The 13,651-nt window shown below is 69.4% G+C and carries 12 protein-coding genes; 5 read left to right on the plus strand and 7 right to left on the minus strand.

All coding sequences use genetic code 11. From position 1 onward, the window contains the following. Positions 1-13: 13 nt before the first annotated feature. Both BMW88_RS01255 and BMW88_RS01260 read left to right on the plus strand, forming a co-directional pair. Positions 14-1,411, plus strand: coding sequence for a glycosyltransferase family 87 protein (locus BMW88_RS01255; RefSeq protein WP_425434604.1), 1,398 nt, complete (start codon positions 14-16; stop codon positions 1,409-1,411). Positions 1,412-1,429: 18 nt separating this feature from the next. Continuing rightward, positions 1,430-2,437, plus strand: a complete 1,008-nt coding sequence (locus BMW88_RS01260; RefSeq protein ID WP_089948396.1) for a GDSL-type esterase/lipase family protein — start codon at positions 1,430-1,432, stop codon at positions 2,435-2,437. Here the strand turns inward: BMW88_RS01260 and BMW88_RS01265 are convergent. The 3 genes from BMW88_RS01265 to BMW88_RS01280 form a co-directional block, all read right to left on the minus strand. After that, the gene (locus tag BMW88_RS01265; RefSeq protein WP_089948398.1) at positions 2,349-3,962 is read right to left on the minus strand and encodes a glycosyltransferase family 87 protein; all 1,614 of its coding nucleotides are present in this window, start codon (positions 3,960-3,962) and stop codon (positions 2,349-2,351) included. The genes BMW88_RS01260 and BMW88_RS01265 overlap by 89 nt on opposite strands. A gap of 124 nt (positions 3,963-4,086) precedes the next feature. Continuing rightward, positions 4,087-6,543, minus strand: a complete 2,457-nt coding sequence (locus BMW88_RS01270; RefSeq protein WP_089948399.1) for a transglycosylase domain-containing protein — start codon at positions 6,541-6,543, stop codon at positions 4,087-4,089. 422 nt (positions 6,544-6,965) lie between these two features. Further along, entirely contained in the window at positions 6,966-7,364 is a 399-nt protein-coding gene (locus BMW88_RS01280) for a DUF5318 domain-containing protein (RefSeq protein WP_177220864.1), read from the minus strand. Between the two features lie 164 nt (positions 7,365-7,528). Here BMW88_RS01280 and BMW88_RS01285 point away from each other — a divergent pair, with 164 nt between their 5' ends. Both BMW88_RS01285 and BMW88_RS01290 read left to right on the plus strand, forming a co-directional pair. Then, positions 7,529-8,065, plus strand: a complete 537-nt coding sequence (locus tag BMW88_RS01285; RefSeq protein WP_089948401.1) for a PadR family transcriptional regulator — start codon at positions 7,529-7,531, stop codon at positions 8,063-8,065. Positions 8,066-8,096: 31 nt separating this feature from the next. Further along, on the plus strand, positions 8,097-9,182 hold the full coding sequence (locus tag BMW88_RS01290; RefSeq protein ID WP_089948402.1) for an inositol-3-phosphate synthase: 1,086 nt from the start codon (positions 8,097-8,099) through the stop codon (positions 9,180-9,182). A gap of 73 nt (positions 9,183-9,255) precedes the next feature. Here BMW88_RS01290 and BMW88_RS01295 read toward each other — a convergent pair whose 3' ends face one another. From BMW88_RS01295 to BMW88_RS01310, 4 genes are all read right to left on the minus strand, one after another. Beyond that, positions 9,256-9,990 (minus strand): SDR family NAD(P)-dependent oxidoreductase, encoded by a 735-nt coding sequence (locus tag BMW88_RS01295; RefSeq protein ID WP_089948404.1) that lies wholly within the window; start codon positions 9,988-9,990, stop codon positions 9,256-9,258. A 63-nt stretch (positions 9,991-10,053) separates the two neighbouring features. Beyond that, complete coding sequence (locus tag BMW88_RS01300) at positions 10,054-10,743, minus strand: ComF family protein (protein WP_089948405.1); 690 nt, start codon at positions 10,741-10,743, stop codon at positions 10,054-10,056. A gap of 1 nt (position 10,744) precedes the next feature. Then, positions 10,745-11,638, minus strand: coding sequence for a DNA-processing protein DprA (locus BMW88_RS01305; RefSeq protein WP_089949398.1), 894 nt, complete (start codon positions 11,636-11,638; stop codon positions 10,745-10,747). Between the two features lie 100 nt (positions 11,639-11,738). Continuing rightward, the gene (locus tag BMW88_RS01310; RefSeq protein ID WP_089949399.1) at positions 11,739-12,368 is read right to left on the minus strand and encodes an HAD family hydrolase; all 630 of its coding nucleotides are present in this window, start codon (positions 12,366-12,368) and stop codon (positions 11,739-11,741) included. A 67-nt stretch (positions 12,369-12,435) separates the two neighbouring features. On the opposite strand from BMW88_RS01310, the gene BMW88_RS01315 reads away from it, so the two are divergent. Beyond that, positions 12,436-13,602, plus strand: a complete 1,167-nt coding sequence (locus BMW88_RS01315; protein ID WP_089948407.1) for an MFS transporter — start codon at positions 12,436-12,438, stop codon at positions 13,600-13,602. The last annotated feature ends 49 nt before the right edge of the window (positions 13,603-13,651 follow it).

Consider the following 13,651-nt stretch of genomic DNA (forward strand, 5'->3'; position numbering starts at 1 on the left):
CGTGCACGAGGTGGTGAGCGTGACGTCCGAGCGACGCGACGCCGGGCGTTTCGCGAACCGCTTCGGCAGGCCAGCCGCTGCCGTGCTCGTGCTGCTGTGCGGCCTCACGCTGCTGCTGGGCTTCGTCAACAAGGACCGCTGCACCGGTCCCGCGTTCGACCAGTGGGGCCGCACGCAGCCCGACTACGACGAGCGCAACAAGGAAGAGGTCTGCTACTCCGACATCCAGCACCTCTGGATCGGGCGCGACATCGACCGGCACGTCTTCCCGTACGTCGACGGCGGCATCAACGACAAGGGCATCCTCGTCGGCGGCTCGGTCGAGTACCCGGTCCTCACCGGCCTGCTGATCTGGGCCGGCGCGATCTTCGCGCACAACGACGCGCAGTACCTGCTCTTCTCCTCGCTGCTGATGGTCCCGTTCGGCCTGCTCACGGGCTGGCTGCTGGGCAAGCTCGCCCGCTGGCGCGCGCTGCTGTGGGCGATCGGGCCACCGCTGGTGCTCTACGCGTTCCACAACTGGGACCTGCCGGTCGTGCTGTGCTCGGTCGCCGCGGTCTACGTGGTGCACCGCTGGAACCGGCCGCTGGTCGAACGGGCGACCGTCGCCTCGGTCCTGCTCGGGCTGGGCTTCGCGTTCAAGGTCTACCCGGCGATCTTCGTGCTGCCGCTGATGCTCTTCGTCGCCACCGGCGGCTGGCGCGGCCGGGAGCTGCCGGCCAGGCTCCGGGGAACCGGCAAGAAGGCCGACGTCGCCGGCGCGGTCAAGGTCGGCCTCGCCTCGATCGTCACGGTCGTGCTGGTCAACCTGCCGTTCGCCTTCGCGGGCTACGACGGCTGGCTCGCCTCGTTCGAGTTCCAGCAGCTGCGCAGGGTCGACATCACCACGAACTCGATCTGGTACTGGGGCCTGCGGCCGTTCATCGGCGACGACCCGATGCAGTCGCTGGTCAGCGTCCTCTCCCCGATCACGATCCTGATCTCGTTCGCGGTCGCCGCCGGCTACGGCTGGGTGCGGTTCCGGCGCGAGGGCAGCTACCCGTGGATCGCGGTGTCCGGCGCGATGCTGTGCGGCTTCATGCTGCTGCACAAGGTCCACTCGCCGCAGTACACGCTGTGGCTGGTGCCGTTCCTGGTGCTCCTGCGCGTGCGGCTGGTGTGGGCGTACGCCTACTTCGTGGCCGACCTGGCGATGGGGATCGGGATCTTCCGCTGGTTCTGGGCGATCGAGTTCGGCCAGCCGGCCGGGATCTACGACAGCTTCTCCGCGCAGGCCGTGATGATCGGCGTGTGGGGCCGCGCCGCGCTGCTGGTCGCGCTGTTCGTGGCGTTCCTGAGGGCCCGGGACGTCACCGAGGACGACCACGAAGATCTGAAGTTCATCCGCGGAGCAGTAGCCGCGAAGGGCTGATCGCCGCACACTTCACCTGTGAGGGTGATCATCGTGCTGGCGTTGTTGCTGGCCTGCGGTGCCTCCGGTCTGCCGGCGCGGTCGGAGGCGATCCGCTGGCTGCCCGTGTGGCAGGCCGTGCCCACCCTGCCGGCCGGCGTGCCGGACCACGTGGTGCGCACGACGGTCGACCTCACCGCCGGCGGCACGTCGGTCCGGGTGCGCCTGTCGAACTTGATGGGCATCAAGCCGGTGCGGGTCGAGCAGGTCACCGTCAAGGCCGGCGGCGAGACGCGGCAGCTCACGTTCGGCCGCTCCGGCGCCGTCACGATCGGCGCCCGCGACGAGGTCTACAGCGACGCCGTCCAACTGCCGGTCACCACCACGCTGGAGATCAGCACGCACGTTCCGAACGGCACTCCGTGCCAGGCACGCGCGTGGAACACCATCACGTCGGCGCGCGCGTACGTCTGCCTGATCTCGGCGGTCGAAGTCGCCGGGTTCACCGCGCCGGGCGCGGTGGTGATGCTCGGCGACTCGATCACCGAGGGCTACATGGAGGGCAGTTGGCCGTCGTTGGTCGAGACCGACCACGCCGTGCTGAACGCGGGCATCAGCGGCAACGGCGTGGTGTACGGCGACGCGTCGATGGTCACCCGCCTGCACCGTGACGTCCTCCACAGCCGTGAGGTGCGCAAGGTCGTGATGCTCGGCGGCATCAACGACCTCCAGAACGACGTCAGCGCGGAAGCGGTCATCGCCGGCATCCGCACCGTGCAGCTCAGGTGCCGGAACGCGGGTGTGCAGTTCGTCGTCGGCACCATCACGCCGTGGCGGGGCTGGATGAACTGGACCGACGACCGGGAGCGGCAGCGCCAGGCGGTGAACGCGTGGATCCGCGCCACCTTCCCCGACGCGATCGACTTCGACGCGGCCCTGCGCGACCCCGCCGACCCGCTCAGACTGCGTCCGGAGTTCGACTCCGGTGATCATCTGCATCCGAACGCGGCCGCATTCGGTGCGATGGCCCGCCTCGTGCGGGTGTGAGGATCCGCCGGTCCGGTGCATCGGCCATGACGCCCGCCAACGGGTCGTCGCCCGCCAACCGCACGAGGTCGCGCTCCGGACGGTAGATCTCCTTCACGATGAGCACGCACAGCACGATGACGGCCGCGTCGCGCAGCAGCACCGCGCCGAGGAACCAGTCGATCGGCAGGCCCTTGTTCTCCGTGCCGAGGTAGAAGTACATGCGCGGCACCCACACCAGCGCGTCGACCGCCATCCACGCCAGCAGCAGCTTCCAGCGCGGCAACGCCAGCACCGCGAGCGGCACCAGCCACAGCGAGTACTGCGGGCTCCACACCTTGTTGGTCAGCAGGAACGCCGCCACGACGAGGAACCCGAGCTGCGCGAGCCGCGGCCTGGTCGGCGCGGACAGGGCGACGTACGCGATGCCCGCGCAGCACGCGAGGAACAGCACCGAGCTCACGGTGTTGAGCACCGTCGGCGGCTGCCCCTGCGTCAGGCCGGGGTCGAAGCCCTGCCAGCCGGTCCACTGCACCAGCACGTTGTAGATCGTGTCCGGGTCCGCGTTGCGCTCGGTGTTGAGGCGGAAGAACTCCTTCCACCCCGTGTGCGAGGCCGGGTTGAGTGCGATCGGCGCGTTGACGAGCGCCCACGCCCCGACGGCCGACATGGTGGTGGTGAGCCCTGCCTTCAACCGGTCAGAACGCCAGCACAGCAAGAGCAACGGCCCGAGCAGGAACAACGGGTAGAGCTTCGCCGCGCCACCGAGACCCAGCAGCACGCCGGCGAGAACCGGTTTCCTCCGCGCCCACGCCAGCAGACCGGCCGTGGCGAACGCGGTCGCGATCGTGTCGAAGTTCGTGAACGCGTGGACGACCACCAGCGGCGACACCGCGACGAGCGCCGCGTCCCACGTCCGCCTGCGCGCGATCCTCGCCACCGAGAACACGGTCACGAGCCAGGCGATGGCCAGCCAGAACGCCGTGACGTTGAAGTACACGATCACCGTCATCGGCAGGCCGGGGACGAGCGCCACGAGCCCCTGCGCCACCCGCGCGTTGAGCCACTGGAAGATCCCGGTGACCACCGGGTACTCCATGTACCGGACGTGCTCGGTCGGCTTGCCCTCGTCGTCCTTCCACGACGTGATGTACGGGAAGGAACCGCGCTGGTCGAGCCGTTCCGCGGTGTAGAGCGGCACGGTGTCGGAGTAGCAGAGCGCGGTGAACTGCTTGCTGCCCCGCCAGTCGAGCTGCACGACACCCTTGTCGTCGGTGTACTGCTGGATGCACGGCGACTTCTGCACCCAGCCCGCCAGCAGCGTCAGCACGGCGAACAGCAGGACCACCCGCAGCGCCGTCCAGAAGTAGTTCCTGCCGACCAGGGCGTGCTCACCCAGCGGGCCGCCGAACGGTCTGCTCAGGGTGCGGGCGAGCGACTCGGTCCACGTGGGCGCGACCCGCTCCGCGCGGGTGAGCGAGTCGGTGTCCTCGGCGAGGTCCGTCGCGGTGTCCTCGGCGCGAAGCTCGGCAGGGCTGCTGGGCACCTCGCGGATGTTACGGCCATGACCGTTCCGCCGTGGTCAACATCCCTGGACCGGTGCGCGGCTCCCCGGCCCGGACAAGCCGAAGGGCCCGGTGCTCGTGCACCGGGCCCCTCAGCTCGTTCGGTTACGTGTCTCCGGGATCTCGCCCGTTACCGTTCCCGGGACCCGGCGGGGTGCTCGGGTCCGGCGTGTCGGACGGCGGGCAGATCAGCTGACCGCAGCCGGTGGGCCTGGTCGGCCTGGTGCTCGACGGCTTCGACGGCTCCGAGCTGCTGGTCTGCGGAACCGACGGCGGCGGGCTGGACGGCGGGACCGACGACGGCACGCTGACCTTCACCGGCGGGTTGTACTGGTTGAGCGGCTTGGCCTTCGGGAACTTCTCCATCTGCGTGCCGGCCAGCGCCTTGTTCATGAACGCCTGCCAGATCTTGCCCGGCACGCCGGAGCCGAAGATGTTGGCGCCGGACTTGTCGCGGATGGGCTGGTTGCCCTCGTTGCGGCCGACCCACACGGCGGCCGAGATGGACGGCGTGTAGCCGACCATCCAGGCCTTCGAGTTGAGGCCCGCACCCTGGCCGGCGCTCTCGGACAGCTCGTGGGTACCGGTCTTGCCCGCGCAGTCGCGGCCACCCGCGCACGGGATCTTGGAGTTGCCGGGGATCTCCTTGAGCACGTCGGTGACGTTGTCCGCGATGTCCTGGCTCTTCGTCTGGTCCGGGTCGAAGGCCGAGATCGGCTTGTCCGCGTGCTGGTAGAGCACGGTGCCGTCCGGTCCGGTGATCTTCACGATGAAGAACGGCGCGCGGTAGACACCACGGGCGGCGAACGTCGCGTACGCCGACGCCATGTCGAACGGCCGGACCACGGCCTGGTCACCACCGAGCGCGATACCGCCGTTCGGGGTGCCGCCGTCCTCACCGACCAGCAGCTTCTTCGGGCCGTTGCCGATGTTGACCTCTTCGGGGATGCCCGCCTGGTGCGCGGCCTTGACGGTCTTCGGGACACCGACGTCGTTCACGACCATGTCGTAGAACACGGTGTTCAGCGACTTGATCATGGCCGTGCGGACCGGGCACTCCTTGCCGCACGAGTTGTCGTTGCCGGAGTTGCGGATCGGCGTCGAGACGCCGGGGAACGTGCGGGGCGAGCGGCCGTCGTAGATCGTGCCGAGGCCCTTGCCGTCCTGCAGCGCCGCGACCAGGTCGAACGGCTTGAACGACGAACCGGGTTCCTGCAGCGTGCCCTTGGCGTAGTCGAAGGAACCGCGACCGTCCCGGCCGCCCCAGTAGGCGCGGACCGCACCCGTGGTCGGGTCGATGGCCGTCAGCGACGTCTTCAACGCCTCCGGCTGCGCACCCTTGATCATGATCTCGTCCACGGCCTCCTCGGCCGCGGTCTGCATCTTCGGGTCGATCGTGGTCGTGATGGTGACGCCGGTCTTCTGCGCCTGCTCGAACGAGACACCGGTCTGCTCGGCCTCGAGGGCCTCCTGGACCTGGTCGACGATCAGGCCGCGCGGGCCCTCGAGCGACTTCGGCTGGGTCTCGGCGAACGACAGCGGCTTCGGGAACTGCTGCGCGTCGACGTAGGCCTGGTCGACCCAGTTCTTCTGGCGCATCTGGTCGAGCACGAACTTCCAGCGCTTGGTCGCGTACTCGGTGTCCTCCGACCAGGACGGCGTCTGGATCATGCCCGCGATCAGCGCCGCCTCGGACGGCGTCAGGTCCTTCATGTCCTTCTTGTAGTAGACCTGCGACGCGGCCTTGAAGCCGTTCGCGCCACGACCGAAGTACACGGTGTTCAGGTAGGCCGTGAGGATCGTCTTGTGGTCCGACTCGTTGCTCATCTTGTAGGCCTTGACGAGCTCGGTGAACTTGCGGCTGATCGTCGGGGCCTCGTCACCGGTGGCCTTCTTGATGTACTGCTGCGTCAGACCGGAACCACCCGAGCTGCCGCCCGTCGCCTGGATCCAGACGGCGCGCACGATCGCCTTGACGTCGAAGCCGGGGTTCTCGAAGAAGTTCGCGTCCTCGGCCGCGAGCACCGCGTTCTTGACGTTGTCGGGGATCTCCTCGTACGTCAGCATCGTGCGGTTCTCGCCGGGGGAGGTGATCTTGGTCATCTCCTGGCCGTCGGCGTAGTGCAGGGTGATCGTCTTGTTCTGGGTGGCCGCGACGTCTTCCGGCTTGGGCCAGTCGACCAGCGGGTAGGCGACGGCGATGGCGATCACCGGGCCGAGGAACATGAGGGCGATCGCGACGAAGGCGCCGATCCGGACGCGCTTCCAGATCTTCTTCTTGCGCAGTCGGCGCTCCTCCTCCTGGGTGAGCTCCGGCTCGTCGTCGTAGTAATCGTCGTCGTCATCGTCGATCGGCGCGCCGGCCAGGAGGAACTCGTCGTCCGGCTCCCTGTGCGTGATGAGCTCGGGCTCGCGCTGCGTCGGCCGGTTCACCGGCGGCAGCTGCGTGGTCCGCTCCTCACCGGGCTTGCGCGGAGGCACGGCGGGACGGCCGGGGCCGCCCTGGGGGCCACCGGGACCGGTCGGACCACCGGGACGGCGGCCACCGGGGGGCGGTGCCATCGGCACGCCACCGGGAGGCGTCAGGGGACGGCCGCCGGGACCACCCGGTCCGGCGGGGCCGCCCTGGGGGCCGCCGGGTCCCTGGGGACGCGCCGGGCCGCCAGGAGCGCCCTGAGGTCCGCCCTGAGGTCCGCCTGGTCCGTTCGGGCGGCGTGGGGGCTGCTGCTGTGGGAAACCACCGGGTGGCGTGCCACCCTGGGGAGGGCGCACGAAACCGCCGGGCGGTGTGCCCGGTCGTGGCTGATTCGGGACATCGCGCCTCGTGCCGCCGCCGTCCGGGTCGTCCCCGGTCGGCCACTGCGGCTCGCCTCCGCGCTGCCGGTCATCATGCTGGTCGTTCACGTGAAAAGGCCTCCCAGACCGGCGTGCATCAGCACGCGGTTCGGTGGTCGTACTTCATTCGGAGCAGTGTCACCTGTCGGTCATTCCGCTGCGGTCCTCCTGCGTGGCTTCTCCAGCCCACGCTTCCCCAGGACGTATGACTGCACCAGGTGGTTCCAACTGCACGTGCGACAGACTTCTACGACGTACACCGTGAACTCGTCGAAGAGGGTTGCCATCTTCACCAGTTCTTCAGGTGCCCGCGCGGAGCCGGTCGCGTGCTTGAGCTCGTCACCGTAGACCCACGACACGTGCGTGAGCGGTTCCTTCCGGCACACCGGGCACGGCACCTCGGTCTGCGTCCCGTGGAACTTCGCAGCTCGCAACAGGTACGGGGACGCGTCGCAGACCTCCATGGTGCCCGTGCGGCCGGCGTAGACCTCCGCCAGCAGCGCACGCCGCTGCAGCGAGTAGTCCACCATCTGCCGTTGGGTCAACACGTCACCAGAGTACGTGCCGACCGCTTTGGCGAGATGGGCCGTTCAGGGCAGCGAGGTCCGACGCGGTATCACGGTGTGCCACATCCCACAGTGAAGAGGGGACACCGATGTATCGCAGCGATATAATCACCTTACCTATCGGTGCAGGCGCGAGGAGGTGACTCGTGTTCGAGTTCGCGCTGCTCGGCCTGCTGCACGAGGCGCCAATGCACGGCTACGAGCTGCGCAAGCGCTTGCATGACCTGCTCGGAGCGTTTCGCGCGTTCTCCTACGGATCGCTGTACCCAACATTGCGGCGACTCCAGCGGGCGGGCCTGATCGTGGAGGAGGGGCCGGAGGAGTCGGCTCTTTCTTGGGGACGTCGGGCGCGCAAGGTCTACAAGCTGACCCCGGAGGGGAAGGAGCGGTTCGCCGACCTCCTCGCCAACGCGGGCCCGCAGACCTGGGACGACGACTCGTTCGGAGTCCACCTGGCGTTCTTCTCACGCACGCCGGCCGACGTCAGGATGCGCATCCTGGAAGGCCGCCGGCGGTGTGTCGAAGAACGCAGGGAGGGACTTCGCGAGCGGCTCGCGAGAACGGGTGAGCAGATCGACCGCTACACCCGCGAGCTGCACAGGCAGGGCCTGGAGAGCACGGAGCGCGAGGTGCGGTGGCTCAACGAGCTCATCGCCCACGAACGGTCCGAGCAAGACGAGTAGCACCCAAAAGTTGATCAAGGAGGACTCGGCAATGGGCGAAAACCGCCGCACCGTTCGAGTGGCCATCGTCGGGGTTGGCAACTGCGCGGCGTCGCTGGTGCAGGGCGTCCACTACTACCGGGACGCCGACCCGAGCACCCGCGTGCCCGGCCTGATGCACGTGCAGTTCGGTGATTACCACGTGCGCGATGTCGAGTTCGTCGCGGCGTTCGACGTCGACGCGAAGAAGGTCGGTGTCGATCTGGCCGAGGCCATCGTGGCCAGCCGGAACAACACGATCAAGATCGCGGACGTGCCGCCGCTGGGCGTGGTCGTGCAGCGCGGGCACACCTTCGACGGTCTGGGCCGGTTCTACCGGGAGACCATCGAGGAGTCCGACGCGGAGCCGGTCGACGTCGTCGCCGCGTTGCGCGAGGCCGAGGTCGACGTGCTGGTGTCGTACCTGCCGGTGGGCTCGGAGGACGCGGACCGCTTCTACGCCCAGTGCGCGATCGACGCGGGTGTGGCGTTCGTCAACGCCCTGCCGGTCTTCATCGCCTCGGACCCGGAGTGGGCGGAGAAGTTCCGCGCGGCCGGGGTGCCGATCGTGGGTGACGACATCAAGTCGCAGGTGGGCGCGACCATCACGCACCGCGTGCTGGCCAAGCTGTTCGAGGACCGCGGTGTCCAGCTCGACCGCACCATGCAGCTCAACGTGGGCGGCAACATGGACTTCCTCAACATGAAGGAGCTGGAGCGCCTGGAGTCCAAGAAGGTCTCCAAGACCCAGTCGGTGACCTCGCAGCTCTCGCGGGACATCGGCAAGGACAACGTCCACATCGGCCCGTCGGACTACGTCGCGTGGCTCGACGACCGCAAGTGGGCCTACGTCCGGCTCGAGGGCCGTGCCTTCGGTGACGTGCCGCTGAACCTGGAGTACAAGCTCGAGGTCTGGGACTCGCCGAACTCGGCGGGCATCATCATCGACGCGGTCCGCGCGGCGAAGATCGCCCTGGACCGCGGCATCGGCGGCCCGGTCCTGTCGGCGTCGTCGTACTTCATGAAGTCCCCGCCCGAGCAGTACTCCGACGCCGAGGCCCACGAGGCCGTCGAGGCGTTCATCCGCGGCGAGGCCTGAGTTCGCGACGGGCCGCCCTCCCCGCGGAGGGCGGCCCTTCTCGTCAGCGCTCTTCCTGGCAGCGTTTCTGTCGTCAGCGCTTGGAGAGCCGCAGCTTCTGCCAGCTTCCGTCCGCGGTCCACCCGCCGTCGACCGGCAGCGCGACCCCGTTGACGTACCGCGCGTTGTCGCTCGCCAGGAACCGCACGGCCTGCGCGATGTCGTCCGGCGCCGCGAACCGGCCCGCCGGCACGTGGTCGGTGATGTCCTCGTCGACGTAGTACCCGCCGGCCTGCGACTCGACGTCCATCTCGGTCTTGACCCAGCCGGGGCACACGGCGTTGACCCTGATCCCCCGCCCACCCCACTCGACGGCGAGCGTCCGGGTGAGCCCGATCAGCCCGTGCTTCGTGGTGTTGTACGCCGCCCGGTCCGCCACCCCCCGCAGCCCGGCGACGGACGCGATGTTGACGACCGACCCCGACCGCTGGTCGAGCATGACCTTGCCCAGCGCCTGCGTGAGCAGGAACGGCCCGGTCAGGTTGACCGCCATGATCCGTTCCCACTGCTCGAGGGTGGTCTCCTCGAACGGCACGATGCCGGCGATCCCCGCGTTGTTGACCAGCACGTCCACCCGGCCGTGAGCGCGGGTGACGTGATCGGTCAGCCGCTGCACGTCCTCGGCGTCGGCGACGTTGCCGACGATCCCGCCTTCGCTCTCCTGGAGGTCGAACCCGACGACGGTGAACCCGTCCTCGCGCAGGACCTCCGCGATCCGCAGCCCCATGCCCTGCGCCGTGCCGGTGACCACGGCAACTCGTTGCGTCATGGGCGCCACGCTAGGCACAGTTCCGGCGCGGCGGGAGTCGTCCTTTCCGGTTCGTGCCCGGCATCAGCCCTGGCGGCAGAGAACGCAGGTGTCCCAGTCGAACGTGCCCGGCGCCCTCGTGTCGACCCGTCGCCCGATCACGAGACCGGTGACCCGCGCCGCACCCGCGCGTCGGAGCGCGATGGCCGATGACTGGAGGCTCGCCCCGGACGTCCACTGGTCGTCGACGAGCAGGATCCGCTCGCCCGCGACATCGGCGTGGACGACGTACTCGTCCGGCCGCAGCAGCCGGGTGTTGTCACCGGTCGTGGCGAGCACCTCGGCGAAGGCGGAACTGGTGGTGGTGAGGCGTCGTCCGAGGACGTCTGCCAGCGGATGGCCGTCCTTGCGCTGCTTGGTGCCGGGAACGATCGTCACGGTGTCGAACTCGCCGAGACAACGCCGGTGCCTGGCCAGGAAGGTCGCGAGAACGCCCGCCAGCTCGTTGGTGAACTGCCTGCGCACCGCTGGGTTCCTGCTGTACTTGTAGTTCCGGAGCACGTGGACGAGCTGACCGCTCTCCGCCGCCATCGAGATCGGCACCACCTCGTCGGCCAGCTCCGCGCCGCACGACTGGAAGTGCTGGTTGCATTGCCAGCAACGGGAGAACCCGCTCGTGGTCCTGCGGCAGACCAGGCACACGTCCGGTCCACGCGCTGGTGGAGGGACGAGGATGTTGCGGTAGCTCTCGGAGATGCGGCTGAGCGGGGTCACGTCAGAGGTCGATCAGGTCCGGGACTCCGGCGCGCAGCTCGTCCAGCACGCCCAGCAGGTGGTCGGGATCCCGGAGGACCGTCGTGTTCGGCCGCTCCGCCATCTCGCGGCCCCACGTCGTGCCGGAGACGACCTCGGGAAGCAGGAAGACGTGCCTGCCGTGTTCCAGCGCGAGCCGGGCCTGGATCCGGGTGCCGCTGCGCTCGCCGGCCTCCACGACGACGGTCGCGACGCTGCAGCCGCTCATGACGGCGTTGCGCATCGGGAAGTGGTGCTTCGCGGGGCCGGTGTCCGGCCAGAACTGGGACAGCACGGCTCCGGTCCTGGCGATTTCCTGCTGCAGACCGGCGTTCTCCGCCGGGTAGCAGCGACGCAGGCCCGTGCCGACCACGGACACCGTTCGTCCACCGGCGTCCACGACGGCCTGGTGCGCCGCCGTGTCGACGCCTGCCGCCAAGCCGCTGTAGACCGTGATGTCGTGCTTGGTGAGCGTCGTCGCGATCTCCCGGGTGATCTGCAGCCCTCGTGCGCCGGCGTGCCTGCTGCCGACGACGGCGACGCCGAGCTGGTCGGCCGGGTCGAGGAAGCCCTTGCACGTCAGGAAAGGTGGGCGCTGGTGCACCATGAGGAGCTGGACGGGGTACTGCTCGTCGAGCACGGTGACGAGGTGGATGCCCTCGCCGGCCCAGGACTCGATCTCCTGCTCGACCAGTTCCAGCCGGCCCGCCGCGTCGAAGGGCGTGTGGTCCAGCGTGGGCTGGTCGGGGGTGAACAGCGAGTCCAGCACGGCCAGGGCGGAGCCCGCCTCTTCGACGGCGTTCGTGACGTCGGCCCAGCCGCGTCCGCTGTCGCGCAGTGCGAGCAGGAGCGCCGCCTGTTCACGCCGGTTCACCATCGTCACATCCTATCGAACACAGGTTCGACACGCCGGTCCGAATCGCGCGGAAGTGGGCGAGTCTAGCCGGGGCGAAAGGGGTGCCCGATCACGTGACCGGCTACGCCAGCGCGTCCGGCAGGTCGGCGATCGACGACAGCACCCGCACCTGCGCCAGCACGTCCGCGGCGGGCGGGAAGTGCGGGTTCGGCACCGCGAGCACGGTCATCCCCGCGGCCAGCGCCGCCTTCAGCCCGTTGGTCGAGTCCTCGACGGCGTAGCAGGAGGCCGGAGGCACTCCGAGCCGCGAAGCCGCCAGCAGGTACACGTCCGGGGACGGCTTGCCCGCGGCGCACTCCTCGGACGACACCGCGACGGGCACCGGCAGCCCGGTCACGTCGAGGAACACCTTGATCAGCACGGCCGGCGCGGACGAGGCGATCGCGACCGGGTAGCGAGCGGCCACGGCCCGCACCGCGTCCACGGCGCCGGGGATCACCGGCAGGTGGGAGGCGTACGCCCGCTCCATCTCCGCAATCACACCCGCCGACGCCTCCGCGGCGGTCAGCCGGACGCCGACGGCGGACACGAGGTACTCGCCCCACTCCGGCGTCGACATGCCCTGCATGGCCCGTGTCGCCTCGGGGGTCCACACGCCGCCGTGCGCCGCGGCGAACGCCTGGCGCACCTCGTCCCACACCTGCTCGGAGTCGATCAGCACGCCGTCGAGGTCGAAGATCACCGCATCCACGCGGGCCACCGTACCTTGTGGCGCACGATACTTCGTGATGCTAACCAAAAGAGGTTAGGGTGGCTAAGTGAATGTGAAAGCTCAGCCCAAGCAGGTGTGGATCACGGCGTTCGCCGCGGTCATCGCCTTCATGGGGATCGGGCTGGTGGACCCGATCCTGTTGTCCATCGCCGAGGGTCTGCACGCGACGCCCTCGCAGGTCACCCTCCTCTTCTCGTCCTACCTCGGCGTCCAGGTCGTGGCGATGCTCTTCACGGGCGCCGCGACGGCGAGGTTCGGGGCGAAGCGCACGCTCGTCGGAGGGCTCGCGCTGATCGTCGCCGCGACGCTGGCGTGCTCCGCGGCCGGGAGCATCGGGCAGCTCGTGGCGCTGCGGGCCGGGTGGGGGCTCGGCAACGCGTTCTTCATCGCCACCGCGCTCAGCGTCATCGTCGGCGCGGCCAGCGGTGGGCAGAAGGGCGCGATCCTGCTCTACGAGGCCGCGCTCGGGCTGGGGCTGAGCGTCGGGCCGCTGCTCGGTGCGCTGCTCGGCAGCTTCTCGTGGCGCGGGCCGTTCCTCGGCACCGCGGTGCTGATGGCCGTCGCGCTGGTCCTCTGCGCGACGTTCCTGGCGAAGGACTCGCACCAGGAGCGTCCGAAGATCGGCGTCCTCGACCCGCTCAAGGCCCTCGGGCACCCGGCGCTGCTGCGGACCTCGATCGGCGCCGCGCTCTACACGGCCGCGTTCTTCACGGTTCTGGCCTGGTCGCCCTTCGTCCTGCGGTGGGGCGCTGTCGAGATCGGCCTCGTCTTCTTCGGCTGGGGCCTCTGTGTCGCGGTCTCCAGCGTCCTGCTCGCGCCCCGGCTCGCGGACCGCGTCGGCGAGAAGCGCGCGATCATCGGCTCCGTTCTGGCGTTCGCCGTGCTGATGCTGCTGATGGCCGTGCCGAACAAGGCGTCGCTGGTGGTCGCCGTGATCGTCAGCGGGCTGGTCAGCGGCCTGTTGAACACGCTGTTCACCGGTGCCGCGATGAGCGTGAGCGACGCGCCGCGACCGGTCGCGAGTGCCGGCTACAACTTCCTGCGCTGGCTCGGCGGTGCGCTGGCGGCGACGTTCGTGAGCCACCTCGCGCAGCCGTTCGTCGTGGCCGCTGTGCTCTGCGCGCTCGCGGCGGTGCTGCTCGCGTTCAACCGGGGCGACACGCGCGAGGTACCGACGGAAGTCGTGATTGCCGGCGAGCAGCTAGTCGGTTAACGCATGGTGAACTACGGTCGGTCGCGGTTCCCCACCGACCGTAGGAGGC

This window comes from Lentzea xinjiangensis, assembly GCF_900110955.1.
GTDB lineage: Bacteria > Actinomycetota > Actinomycetes > Mycobacteriales > Pseudonocardiaceae > Lentzea > Lentzea xinjiangensis.